This is a genomic window from Streptomyces sp. Ag109_O5-1 (genome assembly GCF_003814875.1).
Lineage (GTDB): Bacteria > Actinomycetota > Actinomycetes > Streptomycetales > Streptomycetaceae > Streptomyces > Streptomyces sasae.
In genome coordinates this window covers 6,279,066-6,299,733 of record NZ_RKQF01000001.1, presented here as the reverse complement: position 1 = coordinate 6,299,733, position 20,668 = coordinate 6,279,066, and the positions used below count along the sequence as shown (strand labels likewise).

Below are 20,668 nucleotides of genomic sequence, written 5' to 3'. Positions count from 1 at the left end.
GTCCAGAGGAAGGAGTGACTGGAATGCGCACCGCGTTAAGAAATCTCACGAGGATCACCGCCGTAGCCGCTATAGCGTTCCTCGGCAGTCCAGCATACGCGAGTACCGACGCTGGCACAGAAAAGGGATTCGTCCAGATAGATGGAGGGACGGCCGGCTGGGTCTCGCTGAAGTATCTGAATGAGCATCCGAACGCCGTCCCTGGGATCTCCATGGCGATAAGCAAGGCTCACTCGCGCCTCGTGAGCCCGGCCAACGCCCACCCATGCGACGACCAGGTCTGCATGAACATCACGGGCACGGGGCTGACCGTCGACGAGTGGACCAGCACAGCGGCCGGAAACGTAGGCTGTACAGTCGCTACGGGCGACTGGCTCCATGGAAGTACCTACGGCGCGAAGCACAGCGGAATAATCTGCTCCGACAGCAGTGGCCCGGGATTCTACTACTGGGCACATGGGCCCACGGGGCATTACCCGAACGGAACCGCGGTATGCACCTACTGGGACGAGATCAGTGGGTATCCTTGCGCGGAGATCCACGACTAGAAAACGATTTCCGGAGGCTCCCGTGAATGAAAAAGTTCAGGTACATTCGGGGGCCCGGCCCGATGGCTTGGAGTGGCAAGTCAGGGTCGATAACCACCTCCATGGTTCGCTCGGAGTAATGCTGCACCTTCATCTCGGGGAAGAGCACTCATCGGGCGGATTCCGTCGAGGTCAGGAACGCAAGGAAAGGCCAGTCATTGTCTCGTTTGGCCAGGCGGAAAACCTACCCCCATTCATCGTCGCTTGCACGTTGCCATCGGTAACGTCGTTGACCGCAGAGTTGAGTGATGGGTCAGATCAAGAGCTCACTCTTTCACCCGTGATCGAGCGTTTCGGCCTTCGCTTCGCTGGAGAACCCCTACCTGATGGCGCAGTGCTGACTGGATACCGATTCGAAAGCGACTCGGGCATGCACCGATATTCGCTTCCGCTCTCTCAAGGATGGCCGGGTGAGATGCAAACGGGCGGGACAACGACGAGCTGGAGACCAATCGGAGATCCTGCGAACGAAGCCACCGACCACCATGACTGACACTGCTGTGGCCGGGACCAGATCGCCCGGCCCGGCAGGACTTGTCTCGTCACGTTAGCGAGCCCGATCCGTCCCCCATAGCCTCAGCCTCGCGAGACGGCAGCCACCTCGTGTCCGCGTTCCGCATAGACGGTGTCCTCCTTACCCAGCGAGAAGTGCCGGCGAAGACGAACGAGATCATCGCGCTCATGACCCTCCAGGATCCGCTCGACCTGACCGGACATGTGATGACCTTCGACGCCCTGCTACCCAGGCCGACCTCGCCCGGTTCCTCGTCGAGCAGGGGGCGCGGAGATGCACAAGGCCCCGAAAGCCATTAAATGGCATCAGGGTTGCCGCAGCGGCACTTCGATGCCCTCGGGAGAAGGGCCAAGCGGCCTCGGTGAGGTCAGCTTCCCGGAGAGGCAGAGGAGTTGGCGACGGTAGGAGGCCGTAGCTCATTCTGCTGTCCTTGGCCGAACCAGTAACCGATGATGGCTCCGGCGATCCCCGTGACCGGTGTCACATAGAGGCTGAAGTCCTTCGCAGCGACCCCAGCGATCATGGCTACCCACGGGGAGGCGATGATCGAAAAAACTACGGCCACCAGCGCCCAGCCACGAACACCCTCTGCGCGTCGTATGAGCCCGGATTGCTCGAAGGCAAGATCTGCCCGATGCTTCCGATCTGCGAGTTCAACTTCCCAGCGCCGCTCGATCTCGCGCAGACGAACTTCGGCGTCGATCTCCTCGGGCGTCTCTGGGCGCTTACCGAGATGAAATACAGGCTGCTCGCGCTCAGTCCTGAGCTGCTCCGTCTCTGCCGTGAGTTCGGCTACTTGCTGCGTGAGACTCTCCACCTCATCGCTCCGGCGCCCGTACACGTCTACGTAACTCTCTACGCGCTTGAGCAAGAGACGATACTCAGTGACCCAGTCCTGCTCAGATGCGGGCATCCTCCCCATCTGCCAGTCACGGCGTCTCCTGCCGAGCCTGAACCCCTCTGGACTCACTTCAAGCTCGGACTCTTCTGGGCTCACCTCAGACACGCTCCTCCCACCGTTCGGCAGGCCCTACAGCGCGTCGGCGGTGAGCCGCTGATCGTCGCGCCGAAGACTCAGCGCTCGGCCCGTCGCGTCGCCCTGCCGGCCGAGTGCGTGACGGCGCTCCGTGCCCAGCGGGCACAGCAGATCGCCGATCGGAAGGGCGCGGGGGACAACTGGAAAGGAACGGGCCACGGCCTCGTCTTCACCACCAAGAACGGGACACCCATCGAGCCGCGCAACCTGAACCGCTCCTTCGAGGTGCTGTGCGTCCGCGCCGGCGTCCGCAAGGTCCGCTTTCACGACCTGCGCCACACCTGCGCGTCGCTCCTGCACGAACAGGGCGCTGATGCTCGCATGATCATGGAAGTTCTGGGCCACAGCTCGATCCGAGTGACCATGGACATCTACACCTTCGTGCGACTCGACTCCCAGCGTTCGGCCTTCGACCGCGTCGGCGACGCGCTGAGGGGTGACGGCAAAGATTCGGACGATGACGACGGCGCGGCCGGTGCCCTCGTAGCTGTCTAGCTAGACGTCTTTGGCCCGTGGACAAGCCGGGAAGCGCAAGATCTACCGCTGTCCGAAAGACGATCACTCGTTTGCGGGACTTCGGCATACATGGCCCATTTGGTGACGAGTGTCCCGTCGGCTGTCAGAGACAGCCGAGCGATCCAACCCCCCACACGAAGGAAGTCGACAGTGAGCTTCATTCAGACCGGCAAGATCGACCTGAGGTCCGACAACCCGATCGAGACGAGCGGCGGTAACACCTCGACCTTCACGCGCGTCACGTTTCCGACTCCGTTCCCCGCGGGTTCCAACGTCGTCGTCCTCCCGCTGACCCAAACCTTCAACGGCCCGGAGACGCCGGGGATCCGCGTCCATGACGTCACGAACACGGGCTTCCTGATCCGCCTCAACGAGGTGTACGCCGGCGCCACCAAGAGCGATGGCAAGCACACCACCGAAACCATCGGCTGGCTGGCCGCGACCGTCTGACGCACATGCTCCTGCCGGGCACAGGAATACCTGCTTCTTCAAGCAACGCCCAGCAAAGGCCCCCGCGTCTTCTGAGGCGGTTGCCGTCAAGCACCGCCGTCAAGGCATAAGCCAGAGGCCCTGTGGATCACTCCACAGGGCCTTCGACGTGCTGTGCACTCGGCAGGATTCGAACCTGCAACCTTCTGATCCGTAGTCAGATGCTCTATCCGTTAAGCTACGAGTGCTTGTTTTTTTGTTTTCTTGCCTTCGCTTTCGGTCCTTCTGGCCCGCTCGCGGCGACAGGAAGAACATTACATGACTGCCGCCGCCATGTGAAATCCGTTAGGTGCACCCCTTGTGACCTGCGGATACGTCATATCTTGGGGGTGTTGCGCGCACCGGTGGGGCGGAGGCCGGGAGGTCGAAGGCCGCGATGAAGTGGCCGAGGTCACGGCGGTTGGAGGGGGCCGGCCAGGCTGCCCAGGTGCAGTGGGGCCGCCCGCAGTTCCGTCACCGCCCGCCCCGCCTCGACCCCGTGGGCCCGCAGCACCGCCGTGAGCTCGTCGAAGCAGCCCGGTGCGTGCTCGTGCGGGAAACCGACCCAGCGCAGTCCGGCCGGCGCTTGAGGTGGGCCGCCGACCAGACCCTGACCGGGCGGCTGCCCACGTCGGCCGACGACGTGGAGAGCGGAAGTCGTAGAAAACGGCTCAGGGAGTCCAGCCCGAAATGGGCTGGACTCCCTGAGTCAGAGGGCGGAGGCGGAGGGATTTGAACCCTCGATGGGCTTTAAGGCCCAAACCGCATTAGCAGTGCGGCGCCATAGACCGGACTAGGCGACGCCTCCAGCACAACCTCTCGCGTGAGCGCGAGTGGTGCGTGCAGATGATGACACAGTCGAGCGTGCTGTCACCAATCGGCTCCCACGGTACTAGGCAGCCGGGCCGCAGGGCAAAGCCCTTCTCGTCGGTGAGCGCGCCGGTGAGCGCGCCGCACACCATCCGGGCGGACGGCGCGTTGGGCAGGGCATGTCTCGACTCCCGTCTCAGGTCAGGTCCCGTTCCGCACGCTCGCGGCAGGGCTGGTCCCGTCCCGCCGTACGGGGCGCCCTCGGGGGCGTCACCGCCGTCCTCGGGGCCTTCCCCGCACTGCCCGCGCTGCCCGCCCCGCCCGCCTCCGCCGCCGCCGTCCGGGCCGACCACCTCACCGTCACCGTCCAACACGCCGGGGACGGCCGCGACGGGACGTACGAGCTGTCCTGTCACCCCGGCGCCGGCAGTCACCCGGACGTGGCCGGGGCCTGCCGGACGCTCGACCGGAACACCAACTGGGGCCGGGAGACCTTCGCCCCCGTCGCCCCGGGCACCGCCTGCACCGTGCTCTACGGCGGCCCGGCCACCGCCCATGTCACCGGCGACTGGGCCGGCCGCCCGGTGGACGCGACGTACGACCGCAGCAACGGCTGCGAGATCGGCCGCTGGGACCGGATGGTGCCCCTGCTGCCCGCCCTGGGCTCATGAAGCCGCCACAGCCGATGCATGGCGGAGGCCCCACGCACGTAAAAGTCTCGCGAAGGTACGGCGGAGGTGAGGCACGTCGGTCACATGTTCGCCGTCACTTCGTCGTGCGACCTCCCTCTCATCCGGCGCCGCGACCGGAACCGGTGCCTTTAGACTCCCTCGCGTGACACGCTGCGGGCCGATTGGCAAGATGGCCGGAGCGGTCGGCAAGGTGCGGTAACAGGGAGGAAGCGTCTCGTGAGCAGCAGGCCATCCCGAGGCGCTGCTCGCCTCGCAGCCATACTGGACGCGCTGCCGGACGCGTTGGTGCTGGTCAACGCCAACGGGACCGTCGTCAACGCGAACACCATCGCCCTGGAGGCCTTCGAGGCACCGGGGACGGCGCTGGTCGGGCGAGGGCTGCTCGATCTGCTCCCGCAGTTCGACTCCAGGCTCATCCCCGGGTCCATGCGGCGGCCCGACCACATGGATCCGCGCGGCCGGACCAAGCCGACCCGGATGATCGCCCGGCGCACCGACGGAACCGAGTTCCCGGTCGAGGTCACCAGCGCCAACCTGGAGAACGGGCAGCAGGCCTACGACGGCTACGGCTACAGCGGCGACGAGCTGCTGATGCTCGTCGTGCGCGACCTGACCGGGACGGTGGACACCGAGGCCGAGCTGGCGCGCTCGCAGCGGCAGACCGAGATGATCCTGCGGGCCGCGAGCGAGGGCGTCGTCGGGACGGACACGGACGGGCGGATCGTCCTCGTCAACCCGGCCGCCGCCCAGATACTGGGTTACCGGGCCGGTGAGCTCGGCGGCAAGGAGCTGCACAACCTCGTGCTGCACGCGCGCGCCGACGGTTCGCCGTTCCCGTACGCCGAGTCGCCGCTCGCCGACACCCTGCGCTCCGGACGCAAGCACCGGGTGCGCGGGCAGGTGCTGTGGGCCAAGGGCGACAAGAAGGTTCCGGTCGATCTGACGACCGCGCCGGTGCGCGACGGCGACCAGCTCGTCGGCGCCGTGATGACCTTCACCGACCGGCGGCCCTACGACTCCGTCGTCGACGAGAAAGCGGCCCTGGAGCAGGCGCACGCCGAGGAGCTGGAGAAGCTCTCCGAGGAGCACGCCTCCGACCTGACCGCGCTGCGCCAGAAGCACGTCACAGAGGTGGAGGAGCTGCACGAGCGGCACGCCGAGGAGCTGGCGGCCGGCGAGGAGCGGTACGCGGCCCTCGGCGAGCGCGAGAAGGACCGTTACGAGGCCCTCCACGGGCGCCACGAGCAGCTGCTGACCCTGCTCGCGCAGTCCCTGCGCGGGCCGCTCGACGAGCTGCGCCGGGAACTGGCCACGCTCGCCGCCGACGACGCCGGGCAGCTGTGGCCCGAGGCCAACCAGGTGCTCCACCATCTGTCGGCCGGTTACTCGCGCATCACCCAGCTCATCGACAACGTGCTCGGCTATCAGCGGCTGGACGCCGGCACCGAGGACATCAACCGCACGAAGGTCATGCTGGACGCCGTCGTCGCCGCCGGTGTGGAAGGCGCGGTGGAGCTGATCGGGCCCGGGCGGGTGCAGTTCGCCGTGCATGCGCCGCCCATCGAGGCCGAGGTGGATCCGCGGCGGCTCGCCATCGCGCTCGCGCATCTCGTCGCGGACGTGGCGGGCGTCGACGCGACCGGCAACGCGCCCGTCTCGGCCGGCGGCTACATGGACAACACCGTGGTGGTCGCGGCGGCACAGCGCGGCGAGGTCGTCCGTATCGAGGTGCGCGGGCCGTACCCCGGCGGCGACCCGGTGCACGAGCCGATCGTGCGCGGGATCGTGCGCGCCCACGGCGGTGTGCTGCAGACCCACGAGGTGCCGGGCATGAGCGGCAGCGCGTTCGTGCTGGAGGTGCCGATCGGGGGCGGTGCCGGAGCCGTGCCCCCGCCCGCCGGTACGGCACTGGAGATCGCCCCCGCCGTCGAGGAGTCCGGTGCCGGTGGGCGGCGCCGGGCCCGGCGGTCCTCCGTGGACGCCTTCCTGGAGGGCGACGCGCCCGGCGAGTCCGGCGAGGGCGAGGTTCCGGCCGCGCCGACCGGGCGCCGGCGCCGGCGTGCCGCCGAGGCGGAGGACCAGGAGAGCGGGCCCCTCGCGATCGAGAGCGCGGAGTCGGCGTCCGGCGGCAGCGGGCGGCGGCGCGGGCGTCCGTCCGACGGTTCCACCGGTGACGCCGGTGTGGCGGAGGGCGCCGTGGTGACGGCGGCCGAGCAGGGCGCCGGGACCGCCGCCTCCGGTACGGGGCTGGGCGGCGCCGTTCCGCCGCAGGGTGTGCCCGTACCGCCGTCGGGGCGCCGGGCCCGGCGTGAGCCCGAGGAACTGCAGGCGCTGCCGCCCGCCCTGCCCCCCGCCGGGCAGGCCGATGAAGAGCAGCCCAGCGGACGGCGGCGCCGTGCGCTGGCCGCGGCCGCCGAGCGGGCCGAGCAGCAGCAGGCTGGGCCTCGCCCGGTCTTCGCACTGCCGCCCGCCGAGGCCGACCGCACCCCCGAGCCGGCCGAGGCGCCGGTCGACGAGGGGCGGCACGATGCCGTGCCTCTGGACCAGGCCGAGGACCACACCCCGCCGCAGCCGCACCCCACCGGCGCGCCGACCGGCCGCCGCAGGCGGGCCGTGGGCCAGCCGGCGGAGGCAGCACCGGCGGTACCGACGGTGCCCGCGCAGGCGGCCGCCTCCGGGCAGCAGCTCCCGGCCGGCCAGCCCGGCCCGACCGGTCCGGGTATCCCGGTCCAGGCGGGGCCCGCGGCCCAGGTCGTCGCGCCGGCCGGTCAGCCCGGCCAGCCGGCGCTGCCCGCCTCGGCCGCGGCCGCCGTACCCGCACAGGCTCAAGCACAGGCACAGCCGCAGAGCGCCACGCCGACGGCCGGCGCTGCGGCTCCGGCGGCTCCCGCCGCTGCCGCACCGGCGCCTGCCCAGCCGCTCCCGGCGGAGGCCGCCCCCGTCCCGCAGCAGTGGCCGGGCGCGGACGAAGCACCCGCCCCGCTGCCCGCCGCTCAACCCGCGCGTGCCGCGCAGCCGTTGCCGGCCGAGGCGGCGGTGCCCGCGCCGGTCGACCCGGACTCCACCCAGGGCCGGGCGTTCAGCGTGCGGACGCTGGGGCAGGGGGTGCCGTTCTCACGGCAGGCCGCACAGGTGCAGCAGCCGACGGCCACGCCGCCCCCGCACCAGCCGAACGGCAACGGACGGCGCCGCAAGCTGGGTACGCCGCCGGACCCGGGCCCGCGTGCCGAGCAGCCGCAGCCCGAGCAGTCGGCCCGGCCGCACCCGCCGGCCGAGCAGCCGGTCGCCGCCAAGCCGGCCGCCGCCCAGCCGCTGCCCCAGCCGTCGCTGGCCGGGCAGTCCCGGCTGGTGGGCGCCACCGACGGGGCCGGACGGTCGTACGCGATAGGCGCACCGGACGTGAACGCCGCCGAGGGCCCCGAACCGCTGGACGGTCCCGGCGGTGCGATCGAGGTCGCGGACCCGCCGCGCCCGCAGCCCATGGACGACGAGCTGCCCCCGGAGCCGCTGGACAACCCTCGCCGGCTGCTGGTGTGGCCCGCGCCGGACGTCACCACCCAGCAGGCACTGAGCGACCGCGGCTACCGGCCGGTGATCGTGAACTCCCGTGACGAGGTCGACGCGCAGATCGCCGCGTTCCCGGCGGCGCTGTTCGTGGACCCGCTGACCGGGCCGATCACCCGGACCGCGCTGCAGTCGCTGCGGCAGGCGGCGGTGGCCGCCGAGGTGCCGGTGATGGTCACGGCCGGACTGGGACAGGCGACCCGCGAGGCGGCGTACGGCGCCGATCCCGCCGTTCTGCTGAAGGCGCTCGCGCCCCGGGACAGCGAGCAGCATCCGCCGCGGGTGCTGCTCATCGAGGAGCACGCGGAGATCGCGCTGGCCCTGACCTCGACGCTGGAACGGCGCGGGATGCAGGTCGCGCGGGCGGCGAGCGACGCGGACGCGGTGACGCTGGCCGGACAGCTGCGGCCGAACCTGGTGGTGATGGACCTGATGCAGGTGCACCGTCACCAGGCCGGCATCATCGACTGGCTCCGCGCGAACGGACAGCTCAACCGGACGCCGCTCGTCGTCTACACGGCGGCCGTCGACCAGGCGGACCTGCCTCGGCTGGCGTCCGGAGAGACGGTGCTGTTCCTGGCGGAGCGGTCGACGAGCACGGAGGTGCAGAGCCGGATCGTGGATCTGCTGGCCAGGATCGGGACGAACTGATTCGGCGCCGTTGGGGAACTGCCGACCTTCGGCCGCGGGTTGTCCGTGGCTGGTCGCGCCCGCGGGGCGGCAGCCGCACATCGACTACCGCCCCGCGCCCCTGAAGGGGCGCTTCGGCGAAGGGCGTTCAGAGGCTGGTGACGTCCAACTCGCCCTCGGCGTACTGCCTCCGCAGCACCTTCTTGTCGAACTTGCCCACGCTCGTCTTCGGCACGGCCTCGATCAGCGTCCAGCGTTCCGGCAGCTGCCACTTCGCGATCTTGCCCTCCTCGGCGAGGAAGGTCCGCAGGGCCTCGAAGGTGGCCGTGGCCCCCTCCCGCAGGACGACCGTGGCCAGCGGGCGCTCGCCCCACTTGTCGTCGGGGACCGCCACGACCGCCGCCTCGGCGATATCCGGGTGGGACATCAGCGCGTTCTCCAGATCGACGGAGGAGATCCACTCGCCGCCGGACTTGATGACGTCCTTCGCGCGGTCGGTGAGGGTGAGGAAGCCGTCGGGGGAGATGACACCGACGTCACCGGTCTTCAGCCAGCCGTCCTCGCTGAACTTGTCGGCGGGGCGCAGCGGTTCCGCGTCAGGGCCGTTGTAGTAGGCGCCGGCGATCCAGGGGCCGCGCACCTCCAGCTCGCCCGCCGACTCGCCGTCCCAGGGCAGGCGCTCCCCGCCGGGACCGCTGAGCCGGGCCTCGACGGCGGCCGGGAAACGGCCCTGGGTGAGGCGGTACGCGAACTCCTCCTCCGTACCCACCGCGTGGGCCGGCGGCCGGGCGATCGTGCCGAGCGGGGAGGTCTCCGTCATGCCCCAGGCGTGACAGACCCGCATGCCCAGCTTGTCGAAGGCGGCCATGAGGGAGGGCGGACAGGCCGCGCCGCCGATGGTGACCTGGGTGAGGGTGGAGACGTCACGGGGCCGGGCGGTGAGTTCGCCGAGCAGGCCCTGCCAGATGGTGGGGACGGCGGCCGCGTGCGTCGGGCGCTCACGCTCGATCATCTCGGCGAGCGGGGCCGGCTGGAGGAAACGGTCCGGCATGAGCAGGTTGACGCCGGTCATGAAGGTGGCGTGCGGCAGGCCCCAGGCGTTCACGTGGAACTGCGGCACGACGACCAGCGAGGTGTCCTGGTCGGTCAGGCCCATCGACTGGGTCATGTTGACCTGCATGGAGTGCAGGTAGATCGAACGGTGGCTGTACACCACGCCCTTGGGGTCGCCGGTGGTGCCGGAGGTGTAGCACATGGCGGCGGCCTGGCGTTCGTCGATCTCCGGCCAGTCGAACGTCTTCGGCCGGTCCGCGATCAGCTCCTCGTACTCGTGCACCTGGGCGGTGGCGCCCGCGAGCGGGGACCGGTCACCGGGGCCGGAGACGACGATGTGCTCCACCGTCGGCATCTGGGACAGCAGCGGCACCAGCATCGGGATCAGCGAGCCGTTGACGATGACGACCTTGTCCGCGGCGTGGTTGACGATCCACACCAGCTGCTCGGCGGGCAGCCGCAGATTGAGGGTGTGCAGGACCGCGCCCATCGAGGGGATCGCGAAGTACGCCTCGACGTGCTCGGCGTTGTTCCACATCAGGGTCGCGACCCGGTCGTCGCCCTGGACACCGAGCTCGTCCTTCAGGGCGTTCGCCAGCTGCACGGCACGGGTTCCCGCTTCGGCGAAGCTGCGCCGCTGCGGCTCGCCCTCCCCGGTCCAGGTGGTGATCTGGGACCGTCCGTGAACCAGCACACCGTGCACAAGGATGCGGGTCACGGTCAGCGGTACGTCCTGCATGGTGCTCAGCACGGCGTCCTCCCGGGGGGCGACATTGCCTACTCGGCGGTATAAGGGCTGCGCTGATTCTGCGCACATACCACTTGGTATGTCACTAGGGGAAAGCCAACAAAGCCCGGCCGACCGCTATCGGGCGAGGTCCAGTTCAGGGTCCTCGCGCAACTTGCCGAGCGCACGCGACACCGCCGACTTCACCGTGCCCACCGACACCCCGAGCACCTCCGCCGTCTGCACCTCGCTCAGGTCCTCGTAGTACCGCAGCACGACCATCGCCCGCTGCCGCGCGGGCAGCTTCATGATCGCCCGCCACATCGCGTCGTGCAGCGCCTGCCGTTCGGCCGGATCGTCCGCACCGGCCACCGGTTCCGGCTCGGGCAGTTCGTCGCAGACGAACTCGTCGACCCGGCGCTTGCGCCACTGCGAGGTCCGCGTGTTCAGCAGGGCCCGGCGCACATAGCCGTCGAGCGCCCGGTGGTCCTCGATCCGCTCCCAGGCCACGTACGTCTTGGCGAGCGCGGTCTGGAGGAGGTCCTCGGCATCGCTCGGGTTCGCGGTCAACGACCGGGCGGTGCGCAGCAGGACCGGCTGGCGCGCCCTGACGTACGACGCGAACGACGGATAGGGCCGGGTGTACGGGCTGGTCTGCCTCGCCGAGACAGCGGCGTCCGAAGCGCTGGTGCAGACGGGTGTGGTCATGGCTCCACGCTATGAGCGAGCGGTGTTCCGGCGGATCGGCCGCAGGTCCCGAAGGAGCCTCCGCCTCAGGTTGTAGGGGTGGGGTTGACTACACCTCCTGAAGGTGGAGTACGGGAGCGGTACTCGTGCGGGTTTACCCCTGAGGGGGTGGTACGGCCGCACTCGGGACGTCAGCCGTCCGAGGTCAGGACCAGCCCCGATGTCGGCACACCCGTGCCCGCCGTCACCAGCACCCGCTCCGCCCCCGGTACCGGGTTCACGGCCGTGCCCCGCAACTGCCGTACCCCCTCCGCGATCCCGTTCATCCCGTGCAGGTACGCCTCCCCGAGCTGCCCCCCGTGGGTGTTCAGCGGCAACCGCTCCCGCGCCACGAAGTCCGCCGCCTCTCCCGGTCCGCAGAACCCGAACTCCTCCAGCTGCATCAGCACGAACGGGGTGAAGTGGTCGTAGAGGATCCCCACGTCGATGTCGGCCGGAGCGAGCCCGGAGGTCCGCCAGAGCTGTCTCGCCACCACGCCCATCTCGGGCAGCCCGGTCAGGTCGTCGCGGTAGAAGCTGGTCATCTGCTCCTGGGCCCGGCCGGCCCCCTGCGCGGCCGCCGCGATCACGGCCGGCGCCCGCGGCAGATCGCGCGCCCGCTCCACCGAGGTGACGACGAGGGCCTGTCCGCCGTCCGTCTCCTGGCAGCAGTCCAGAAGCCGGAGCGGCTCCACGATCCAGCGCGAGGCCGCGTGCTCGGCCAGGGTGATGGGGCGGCCGTGGAAGTAGGCGGCGGGGTTGGTCGCCGCGTACTTCCGGTCGACGACCGCCACATGCCCGAACGCCTCCGGGGTCAGCCCGTACGTGTGCAGATAGCGCTGCGCCGCCATCGCCACCCAGGACGCCGGGGTGAGCAGTCCGAACGGCAGCGCCCAGCCGAGCGCCGCCCCCTCCGCCGACGGCTCCCGGTGCTGCACTCCCGAGCCGAAGCGGCGGCCCGACCTCTCGTTGAAGGCCCGGTAGCAGACCACCACCTCGGCGACCCCGGCCGCGACGGCCAGCGCCGCCTGCTGGACGGTCGCGCAGGCCGCGCCGCCGCCGTAGTGGACCCGGGAGAAGAAGGACAGCTCGCCGATCCCGCAGGCCTGGGCCACGGTGATCTCCGGGCTGGTGTCCATCGTGAACGTCACCATCCCGTCCACGTCCGCCGCTGTCAGCCCCGCGTCGTCCAGCGCCGCCCGCACCGCCTCCGCCGCCAGCCGCAGCTCGCTGCGACCCGAGTCCTTGGAGAACTCGGTGGCCCCGATCCCGACGATCGCCGCCCGCCCGCCGAGCGAGTCCCGGCCCCGCACGCTCATGAGGCCCCCTCGTCGGTCTCGTCGGTCTCGTCGGTCTCGTCGGTCTCGTCGGTCTCGTCGGTCTCGTCGGTGAGGGTGACGGTCACCACGGCTTCGGTGAAGGTGACGGTCACGCTGCCGGACACATGCCTGCCGATGGCGTTGTCACCGATCACCCGGACCGTCGCCGTCCCCGTCTCCTCGTCCAGCTCCTCGATCCGGCCGGTCAGCACCATGGTGTCCCCGGGGTAGTTGGGCGCCCCGAGCCGGATGGCCACCTTGCGGAGCACCGCCCCCGGGCCGAAGCAGTCCGTGATGTATCTGCCGACCAGGCCGTTCGTCGTCAGGATGTTCATGAAGACGTCCGGCGAGCCCTTCTGCCGGGCCAGTTCGACGTCGTGGTGCACGTCCTGGTAGTCCCGGGACGCGATCGCCCCGGCCACGATCAGCGTCCGCGTGATCGGGATCTCCAGGGGCGGCAGGTCCGTCCCCGCGGCCAACCTCGTCGTCTCAGTCCCCACTCGCGATCAACTCCCCCAGTTCCTGGAGCACTTCGCCCCCACTGCCCAGATACGCGTCCAGCTGGCGCCCCCACAGGAAGTGCCGGTGCGCCGGATGGCCGACGTCGGCCCCCGTGCCGCCGTGCAGATGCTGGCCCGTGTGCACGACCCGCTGCCCCGCCTCGGACGCCCACCAGGCGGCGGTCAGCGCATGCGTGACGTAGGGCAGCCCCGCGTCCCGCCGCCAGGCCGCCTCGTACGCCGTCACCCGTATCGCCTCGGTGTCCATATGGGCGTCGGCGGCCCGAAGTTGCACGGCCTGCCGGGTGGCGAGCGGGCGCCCGAACTGCTCGCGGGTGTTGGTGTGCGCGACGGCCCGGGCGAGGGAGCCCTCGCAGACCCCGGCCTGGAGCCCGGCGAAGGCGGTGCGGGCGGTGGCCAGCATGTCGGCGTAGGCCGCCGGATCCGAGCCGAGGCGTTCGGCCGGAGCCGCGTGGAGCGTGAGCCGGCCCGCCGACCAGGGCGCGGTCAGCTCGACCTCCTCCACACCGGTCTCCGCACCGACCGGCACCAGCCACAGCCGCCGTTCCGCGTCGGCGACCAGGACGTGCGTGGCCTCGCGCAGCCACGGGACGACGGGGACGGCACCGCTCAGCCTCCCGGACGCGGAGGGTCGTACGGCCGCCTGGGCCGGAAAGGCGCCGGTCACCACCACCGACCCGGCCCCGATCCCCGGCAGCAGCCGCTCCCGCTGTGCGCTCGTGCCGTGCGCGGCGATCGCCAGCTGCCCGTACACACAGCTCGCCGCGTACGGCACCTGGGCCGTGGTGCGCCCCTGTTCCTCCAGGAGCAGCACCAGCCCCAACAGGCCCAGTTCCTCCACGGCGGCCACCAGCCCGGCCTCGGTGAGGGCCTTCCACAGCTCCGGGTCACTGCCGGTGCCGGCCGCGCCGAGGCGCTCGTGGGTGGCGAGGTCGCCGAAGATCCGAGCGGCCAGGTCACGGGCCTCGGTCTGTGCCTCGGTGGGCGTGAAGTCCATGTCAGGCCTCACCCTCGACCACCCGGAAGAGGGGCAGGACCAGTTCCCCGGCGTCATCGTCGTACCGCCGGAACTCCACCCGGACCGGCAGCCCGATCCGCACCTTGTCGTACGGCACTCCGAACACGTTGCTCACCATCCGCACGCCCTCGGCGAGTTCGATCAGGCCCACGGCGTAAGGAGGCTCGAAGGCCGGGAAGGGCGGGTGGTGCATCACGACGTACGAATAGACCGTGCCCTCGCCGGACGCCTCGACGGTGTCCCAGTCGAGGGAGCCACAGGCGTTGCAGCCGGGCAGCCAGGGGTGGCGCAGGGTGCCGCAGACGGCGCAGCGCTGGATGAGGAGACGGCCCTCGGCCACGCCCTCCCAGAAGCCGGCGTTGTCCCGGTTGACCACCGGGCGGGGGCGCCGGGCCCGTCCGGCGGGCGGCCGCCGGCTCGGCGCGTACTTGAGGACGCGGAAGCGGTGGGTGCCGACGAGGTCGTCCCCGACGCGGACGTCCGTGCGGGTCGTGATGAAGTAGCCGCTGCCCAGCTTGGTGGTCTTCTGCTCCGACACCGACTCGATCGCCGTGTCGAAGGTGACCCGGTCGCCCGGCCGCAGGGGCCTCAGGTACTCCTGCTCGCAGTCGGTGGCGACGATCGAGGTGCAGCCCGCCTCTTCGAGAAGGGTGAGCAGTTCGTCGTACGCGCCCGTGCGCCCCACGTGGCCCGACAGGCCGCCCATCGTCCATGCCTGGAGCATGGTGGGCGGGGCGATCGCGTCCGGCCCCTCGTACGCCGGGTTCGTGTCGCCCATGGCCTCACACCAGTGCCGGATCATGGGCAGGTTGACCGGGTCCTTGCCCACACCCGAGACGGCGGCCGGCTGCCCCTCGTACACCCTGAGCCGTACTCCGAACTCATCGCTCCCCCCGGTCACGCCCACCCCTCCTCATCCCGAGCCGCATCGTCGCGACGATCTCGCGCTGCACCTCGCTCACCCCGCCCCCGAACGTGTTGATCTGCGCCGCCCTGTTGAGCCGCTCCAGCTCGCCGTCCCCGAACACCCCCGGCGACCCGGACCGGACCAATGCCGTCTCACCGACGATTTCCTGACACATGCGATACGTCGCGACTGCCGATTCCGTTCCCGCGAACTTCACCCCGCTGGCCTCCGCGGGGGCCACTCGGCCCGCCCCCACGTCCCCCGCCAAACGCCAGCTGAGCAGGCGGTTTGCCGCCAGCCGGGCATGTGCTTCGGCCAGCCGAAATCGAATCCACGACTCGTCAATACGGCGCCGCTCCGTCACCGGATCGGGGGTGCGGGCGGCGGTGAGCGCGGCCTCGTAGAAGTCCTCGGCCTGCATGCCGGTCGCGGCGAGGGCGACCCGCTCGTGGTTGAGCTGGTTGGTGATGAGCGACCAGCCGTCGTGCTCGGTACCGACCAGGTTGCCGGCGGGGACGTGGACGCCGTCGTAGTAGGTCGCCGTGGTGATCTGGCCGCCCACCGTCTCGATCGGCGTCCAGGAGAACCCGGGGGCGTCGGTCGGGACCAGGAGGATCGAGATGCCGCGGTGCTTGGGCGCCTCGGGGTCGGTGCGGCAGGCCAGCCAGATCCAGTCGGCGTGCTGGGCGCCCGAGGTGAAGATCTTCTGCCCGTCGATCCGCCAGCCGTCGCCGTCCCGCACCGCCCGGGTGCGCAGCGAGGCCAGGTCGGTGCCGGCGGAGGGCTCGCTGTAGCCGATGGCGAAGACCAGGTCCCCGCGGAGGATGCCGGGCAGGAAGCGGGACTTCTGCTCGTCGCTGCCGTACTTCATCAGCGTGGGCCCGACCGTGTTGAGCGTGACCATCGAGACGGGGGCGCCCGCCCGGTACGCCTCGTCGAAGAACACGAACTGCTCGTCGGCGCCCCGCCCTTGACCGCCGTACTCGACGGGCCAGCCGAGACCGAGCAGGCCGTCCGCGCCGATACGGCGCAGCAGGGCACGGCGTTCCTCGGGCGCCTCGGGGGCGGGGGACGGGATCAAGGTCCGGAAATAGGCGCGGAGTTCGGCGCGCAGCCGCTGCTGGCGTTCGGTGGGGGCCAGATGCATGGTTTCTGACTGTCCGTCAGATCTGGCCCACTGTCAAGGTCGAACAGGGCGGCGCGCGCCGGGGGCGGACCGGACGGCACGGCGGTCCGAGAACGTCTGCACGGCGGGCCGGAAAACGCCTGCGCGGCGGTGCCGAAGCACCGCCGCGCTGACGCGCTGTCCCCACAGACCACCCCCCACGAGGGTTCAGGCGGGGCTTACCACAGCCGGGCGAAGTGGATGGCGACGTTGTCGTTGCCCTGCTGGACGGCAGTCCACGCGGAGCCCTTGACCTGCGCGGTGTTGCTCTGGTTCGTGGCACCGTGGCCCACCGCGTTCTGCTGCGTGGTCGAGGAGTTGCCGTTGTTGTCGTGGCCGACCCCGCTGCCGATGATGCCCGCCACGCCTGCGTTGGCGCTCGATCCGTTGTCCGCGATCGCACCGTTGTCCGCGGCCGCGACACCGGTGAAGAGAGCGGCTGCGAGCGGAAGCGCCGAGACGGCGGCGAGAACGCGGGCGGTACGGATGCTTGCCATGTTGATTCCTCTCAGAGCCCGGCTGTGCCGGAAGTACATCAAGTAAGGCTTTTTCCAAGGCAGTTGGCCGACCGCCTCGGTGGTTGTCATCGACGTCGCGAGATCAGAATTGCCCACCGAATCCCCGGCGAACCAGACCGGAAGGCATGATTCGCCCTCAAGCGTGATGACAAGTCGATAAACCCCTTTCGCCATCTTTGATCGACTTCCACCTAAGTCATGACTACTCCGGACATCCATCCCGCCAGGCGCCCCAAAGGGAGAACCGTTCCGGCGGCGGCATCCGACCAAGCCGCCACCCTCGGCGTGTCACGGCGGGCCCCTCTTCCTTTTTTCGAACGTGAGTACGAACATAGAGCCATGGCCACCACCGATCGGCAGGCCACGACGCTGGCCCTCGCACACGCACTGTCAGCCGCCGAGCGCGGCCTGGCCGTCATCCCCCTCTCCCGGACCAAGCTCCCGGCCCTGCGCTCCCCGCACCGCTCCTCGGACCACACCCCGAACCAGCCCTCGAACCGCTCCTCGCACCACGACGCCCCGGAACCAGCGGCTCCGCCCTGCCGCGGGGAGTGCGGCCGCCCCGGCCACGGGGTGTACGACGCCACCGCCGACCCGGCCCGCATCCGCGAGCTGTTCACCGCGGCCCCCTGGGCGACCGGCTACGGCATCGCCTGCGGGCTGCCCCCGCACCGCCTCATCGGCATCGACCTGGACGTGAAGTCCGGTACGGACTCCACCTCCGCCCTGCGCGAACTGGCGCTGCGGCACCTGTTCACCATCCCGCCGACGGTCGTCGTGCTCACACCGAGCGGCGGCCGCCACATCTGGCTGACCGGGCCGCCGGACGCCGTGATCCCCAACTCGGCGAGCCGTCTGGCCCCCGGCATCGACATCCGGGGCGCCGGCGGCTACCTGGTCGGCCCCGGCTCCCGCACCGACCACGGCGTGTACGCCACCGCGCCCGGCACCGAGCACCTGGTCCCCGCCCCCTGCCCGCCCTCCCTGCTCCGCCTCCTCCTGCCGCCCCCGCGGGCGCCGCACCCCGCGACCCACCCCTCGGTCGGCAACCGCGGCCAGGGCCTCGTCCAGTTCGTCCTCGCCGCCCACGAGGGCCAGCGCAACACCCGCCTGTTCTGGGCGGCCTGCCGCGCCTACGAGAACGGCATCGGCCGGGCCCTGCGGGCGCCCCTGATCGACGCGGCGGTACACACCGGCCTCACGGAACACGAGGCCCGCGCGACGATCGCGTCGGCCGCGCGGATGACAGGCCACCGGCCGTGAACTCGCCCTGTCACTCGCCGACACATTCACCGTCGTCGTCCCCGACCGGCGCGGACGCGGCCTGAGCCCTCACCCCTACACCCCGGACTACACGGTCGACGACGACGTGCACGACCTCGACGCGGTCCTCCAGGCAACCGGCGCCCGCTTCGTGTACGGGCTCAGCTCCGGCGCCGGCATCACCCTCAAGGCGGCACTCGCGCTGCCGGGCATCGAGAAGATCGCCCTCTACGAGCCCTCCACCGACCTCGCGGGCATGCTGGTGACCGGCACGAAACTCGCCCGGCTCGGCCTCGGGCTCATACGGGCCATGCCGGACCGGGTGGTCACGCCGGCCATCAGGGCCATCATGAAGAAGGAAGCCGCATCGGGCTCCGGCCACTACGCCACGATGGCGGAGCTGGCTCTCGCCTTCCAGTATGACTTCGCGATCGTACGGTCCATGGACGACTCGATCCCGGCATTCGGCACACTCACCCGGTCGGTACTGCTTCTGGGAGGCAGCAAGAGCCCGGCGTTCCTCGCCCGGTCCCTGGACCAACTCCAGCAGGTCATCCCGACCGTGCGACGCGTCACCCTCGACGGCGTCGGCCACGACGCGTCCTGGAACGTCGACCCGCAGCGCAACCCGCACGGCAACCCGAAAGCGGTCGCCGATCAGCTCAAGCGTTCTTCGCCGTGCAATAGGACAGATCGCCCTCGACGTCCGGAAGGCCGCTCCTGTCACCCGCATCCAGCGGACACGAAGCAGGCCCCTGACCGTACTGCCTGGTCAGGGGCCTGCCACTGCATGCGGTGGGTGTGGGATTTGAACCCACGGTGACATCGCTGCCACGACGGTTTTCAAGACCGTTCCCTTAGGCCGCTCGGGCAACCCACCCCGCGTCGATCGAGATCGACGCGGGAAACAGAGTAACCGGTCCGTGCGGGCGCGTGCGGGTCAGTTGTCGCCGACGCGGGAGCCGAGGGTGAGGGTGACCGTGTGTTCGGAGCCGCCGCGCTTGTAGGTGATCTGGATCTTGTCACCGGGCTTGTGGGTCCAGATCTCGCCGATCAGGGTCGGACCGCTGTCGATCACCGAGTCGTCGAGCTTGGTGATGACGTCGCCGGGCTTGAGGCCGGCCTTGTCCGCGGGGCCGCCCGACTCGACCGGGGCGGAGCCGCCCGAACCGGAGTCGGTGATCTGCGCACCGTTCGACGAGTCCTCCAGGGACACCGACGCACCGATCTTCGCGTAGACCGGCTTGCCGGTCTTGATCAGCTGCTGGGCCACGTACTTGGCCTGGTTGATCGGGATGGCGAAGCCCAGGCCGATCGAGCCCGACTGCCCGGTGCTGCCGAGGCCGCCGCTGGAGGCGGACTGGATCGCGGAGTTGATGCCGATCACCGCGCCGGAGGCGTCCAGCAGCGGACCGCCGGAGTTGCCGGGGTTGATGGAGGCGTCGGTCTGCAGGGCGCTCATGTAGGACGCCTTGCTGTCGCTGCTGCCGTCGCTGGAGGCGACGGGGCGGTTCTTGGCGCTGATGATGCCGGTGGTGACGGTGTTGGACAGGCCGAAGGGGGCACCGATCGCGATCGTCTCGTCGCCGACGGCCACGTTGTCGGAGTTGCCGAGGGTGAGCGGGTTGAGGTCCGACGGCGGGTTCTTGAGCTTGATGACCGCGACGTCGTAGCCCTGTGCGTGGCCGACGACCTCGGCGTCGTACTTCTTGCCGTTCGGGAAGGTCGCGGTCAGCTTGCCGCCGCCGAGGGCGTCCGCGACCACGTGGTTGTTGGTGACGATGTGGCCCTGGGTGTCGAAGACGAACCCGGTGCCGGTGCCGCCCTCGCCGTTGGTGCCCTCGGCCTCGATGGTGACCGTGCTGGGCAGCGACTTCGCGGCGACCGCCGCGATGGTGCCGGCGGCGCGCTTGACCTGGGCGGCACCCGCGTCGGTGGACGCGGAGACGGTCGTGGAGCCGGTGTTGTCGTTGTTCTTGGCCAGCGTGTAGCCGAGGCCGCCGCCGAGGCCGCCCGCGACCAGCGCGGCCACCAGGACGGCGGCGATCAGACCGCCACGCCCGCTGCCCTTCTGCGGCGCGCCCTGCGGCTGCTGGTACGCCTGGTTCGTCTGGTACGCCTGGTGTGCCTGGTCGTACGACGAGCCCCAGCCGGTGCCTGAGCCCGCGCCGGCGTCCGCGTAGGAGGGGGTCGCCGGGGGCGGGGGCGGCCAGGAGCCCTCCGGAGACTGCGGCGGGGGCCCGTAGGGGTCGCCCGCGGGAGCCTGCGGCGGGGGACCGTAGGGGTCGCCCGCGGCTGCGGCGGGGGTGCCCTGGGGGGCCGGTGGGATCGGTGCGGTCGGCGCGTCCCCGTCGGATGCGGCCGGCTGCGGGGAGGCGGCGGGAGTCGCCGGCGGCACGGGAGGTACGGACGGGGCCGGGGGTACCGGGTTGTCCTCGTTCTCGGTGCTCACAGCTTCTCTCCTCGGTCCACGGCTGTTCTTGTCGGTCGCACTCGGTCACGCTCTTTCACGCTTGTTGTCGGTCCGGCGCGATTCAGCTGTGCATGTGCTTTTGTATGCCGTCAGCTTTTCCCACAGGCCGTCAGAGCACCATAAGCGGTGGCTGTGGGTACACGGACAACCTTTATATAGGG

The 20,668-nt window shown here is 70.5% G+C and carries 16 protein-coding genes and 3 tRNA genes; 7 read left to right on the top strand and 12 right to left on the bottom strand.

Annotated elements, in window-relative coordinates; all coding sequences use genetic code 11:
* The first annotated feature begins 23 nt into the window (after positions 1-23).
* From EDD90_RS28400 to EDD90_RS28390, 3 genes are all read left to right on the top strand, one after another.
* Positions 24-548, top strand: coding sequence for a hypothetical protein (locus tag EDD90_RS28400; protein ID WP_123975810.1), 525 nt, complete (start codon positions 24-26; stop codon positions 546-548).
* 983 nt (positions 549-1,531) lie between these two features.
* Positions 1,532-2,632 (top strand): tyrosine recombinase XerC, encoded by a 1,101-nt coding sequence (gene xerC, locus EDD90_RS57620; protein WP_260328118.1) that lies wholly within the window; start codon positions 1,532-1,534, stop codon positions 2,630-2,632.
* Positions 2,633-2,803: 171 nt separating this feature from the next.
* Entirely contained in the window at positions 2,804-3,103 is a 300-nt protein-coding gene (locus EDD90_RS28390; RefSeq protein ID WP_123975809.1) for a hypothetical protein, read from the top strand.
* Positions 3,104-3,257: 154 nt separating this feature from the next.
* Here EDD90_RS28390 and EDD90_RS28385 read toward each other — a convergent pair.
* Together EDD90_RS28385 and EDD90_RS28380 are read right to left on the bottom strand one after the other, a co-directional pair.
* Positions 3,258-3,330: transfer RNA gene (locus EDD90_RS28385), tRNA-Arg, on the bottom strand.
* Positions 3,331-3,838: 508 nt separating this feature from the next.
* A tRNA-Ser gene (locus tag EDD90_RS28380) sits at positions 3,839-3,929 on the bottom strand.
* Positions 3,930-4,110: 181 nt separating this feature from the next.
* Here EDD90_RS28380 and EDD90_RS28375 point away from each other — a divergent pair.
* Both EDD90_RS28375 and EDD90_RS28370 read left to right on the top strand, forming a co-directional pair.
* Positions 4,111-4,602 (top strand): SSI family serine proteinase inhibitor, encoded by a 492-nt coding sequence (locus EDD90_RS28375; protein ID WP_123975808.1) that lies wholly within the window; start codon positions 4,111-4,113, stop codon positions 4,600-4,602.
* A gap of 237 nt (positions 4,603-4,839) precedes the next feature.
* Complete coding sequence (locus EDD90_RS28370) at positions 4,840-8,838, top strand: PAS domain-containing protein (RefSeq protein ID WP_123975807.1); 3,999 nt, start codon at positions 4,840-4,842, stop codon at positions 8,836-8,838.
* A gap of 127 nt (positions 8,839-8,965) precedes the next feature.
* Here EDD90_RS28370 and EDD90_RS28365 read toward each other — a convergent pair whose 3' ends face one another.
* The 8 genes from EDD90_RS28365 to EDD90_RS28330 form a co-directional block, all read right to left on the bottom strand.
* Positions 8,966-10,621 carry a long-chain fatty acid--CoA ligase gene (locus tag EDD90_RS28365; RefSeq protein WP_123975806.1) on the bottom strand — a complete coding sequence of 552 codons (1,656 nt, stop codon included), beginning with the start codon at positions 10,619-10,621 and terminating at the stop codon, positions 8,966-8,968.
* Between the two features lie 114 nt (positions 10,622-10,735).
* Entirely contained in the window at positions 10,736-11,305 is a 570-nt protein-coding gene (locus EDD90_RS28360) for a SigE family RNA polymerase sigma factor (RefSeq protein WP_123975805.1), read from the bottom strand.
* A gap of 170 nt (positions 11,306-11,475) precedes the next feature.
* Complete coding sequence (locus tag EDD90_RS28355) at positions 11,476-12,642, bottom strand: lipid-transfer protein (RefSeq protein WP_123975804.1); 1,167 nt, start codon at positions 12,640-12,642, stop codon at positions 11,476-11,478.
* Positions 12,639-13,121, bottom strand: coding sequence for a MaoC family dehydratase (locus tag EDD90_RS28350; protein ID WP_123981739.1), 483 nt, complete (start codon positions 13,119-13,121; stop codon positions 12,639-12,641). Before EDD90_RS28350 ends, EDD90_RS28355 begins: the two co-directional genes overlap by 4 nt.
* Before the next feature lie 10 nt (positions 13,122-13,131).
* Positions 13,132-14,160 carry an acyl-CoA dehydrogenase family protein gene (locus EDD90_RS28345; RefSeq protein ID WP_123975803.1) on the bottom strand — a complete coding sequence of 343 codons (1,029 nt, stop codon included), beginning with the start codon at positions 14,158-14,160 and terminating at the stop codon, positions 13,132-13,134.
* Between the two features lies 1 nt (position 14,161).
* Complete coding sequence (locus EDD90_RS28340) at positions 14,162-15,082, bottom strand: bifunctional MaoC family dehydratase N-terminal/OB-fold nucleic acid binding domain-containing protein (protein WP_123975802.1); 921 nt, start codon at positions 15,080-15,082, stop codon at positions 14,162-14,164.
* Positions 15,063-16,235, bottom strand: a complete 1,173-nt coding sequence (locus tag EDD90_RS28335) for an acyl-CoA dehydrogenase family protein (RefSeq protein WP_123975801.1) — start codon at positions 16,233-16,235, stop codon at positions 15,063-15,065. Before EDD90_RS28335 ends, EDD90_RS28340 begins: the two co-directional genes overlap by 20 nt.
* A gap of 197 nt (positions 16,236-16,432) precedes the next feature.
* The gene (locus tag EDD90_RS28330) at positions 16,433-16,750 is read right to left on the bottom strand and encodes a hypothetical protein (RefSeq protein ID WP_123975800.1); all 318 of its coding nucleotides are present in this window, start codon (positions 16,748-16,750) and stop codon (positions 16,433-16,435) included.
* A 360-nt stretch (positions 16,751-17,110) separates the two neighbouring features.
* Here EDD90_RS28330 and EDD90_RS28325 point away from each other — a divergent pair, with 360 nt between their 5' ends.
* A complete protein-coding gene (locus tag EDD90_RS28325) occupies positions 17,111-18,034 on the top strand; it encodes a bifunctional DNA primase/polymerase (protein WP_123975799.1) in 924 nt (307 codons plus the stop codon).
* Positions 18,035-18,041: 7 nt separating this feature from the next.
* On the top strand, positions 18,042-18,857 hold the full coding sequence (locus EDD90_RS28320; protein WP_123975798.1) for an alpha/beta fold hydrolase: 816 nt from the start codon (positions 18,042-18,044) through the stop codon (positions 18,855-18,857).
* Here the strand turns inward: EDD90_RS28320 and EDD90_RS28315 are convergent.
* Positions 18,828-18,914: transfer RNA gene (locus EDD90_RS28315), tRNA-Ser, on the bottom strand. The genes EDD90_RS28320 and EDD90_RS28315 overlap by 30 nt on opposite strands.
* A 60-nt stretch (positions 18,915-18,974) precedes the next feature.
* Positions 18,975-20,486, bottom strand: a complete 1,512-nt coding sequence (locus EDD90_RS28310) for a S1C family serine protease (protein WP_123975797.1) — start codon at positions 20,484-20,486, stop codon at positions 18,975-18,977.
* Positions 20,487-20,668: the final 182 nt, after the last annotated feature.

Excerpts from the sequence above, each read along its gene's own strand:
- EDD90_RS28345 (WP_123975803.1), bottom strand. The coding sequence starts at position 14,160 with ATGGACTTCACGCCCACCGAGGCACAGACCGAGGCCCGTGACCTGGCC.
- EDD90_RS28335 (WP_123975801.1), bottom strand. The coding sequence starts at position 16,235 with ATGCATCTGGCCCCCACCGAACGCCAGCAGCGGCTGCGCGCCGAACTC.
- EDD90_RS28325 (WP_123975799.1), top strand. The coding sequence starts at position 17,111 with ATGGCCACCACCGATCGGCAGGCCACGACGCTGGCCCTCGCACACGCA.
- EDD90_RS28375 (WP_123975808.1), top strand. The coding sequence starts at position 4,111 with ATGTCTCGACTCCCGTCTCAGGTCAGGTCCCGTTCCGCACGCTCGCGG.
- EDD90_RS28400 (WP_123975810.1), top strand. The coding sequence starts at position 24 with ATGCGCACCGCGTTAAGAAATCTCACGAGGATCACCGCCGTAGCCGCT.
- EDD90_RS28355 (WP_123975804.1), bottom strand. The coding sequence starts at position 12,642 with ATGAGCGTGCGGGGCCGGGACTCGCTCGGCGGGCGGGCGGCGATCGTC.
- EDD90_RS28360 (WP_123975805.1), bottom strand. The coding sequence starts at position 11,305 with ATGACCACACCCGTCTGCACCAGCGCTTCGGACGCCGCTGTCTCGGCG.
- EDD90_RS28330 (WP_123975800.1), bottom strand. The coding sequence starts at position 16,750 with ATGGCAAGCATCCGTACCGCCCGCGTTCTCGCCGCCGTCTCGGCGCTT.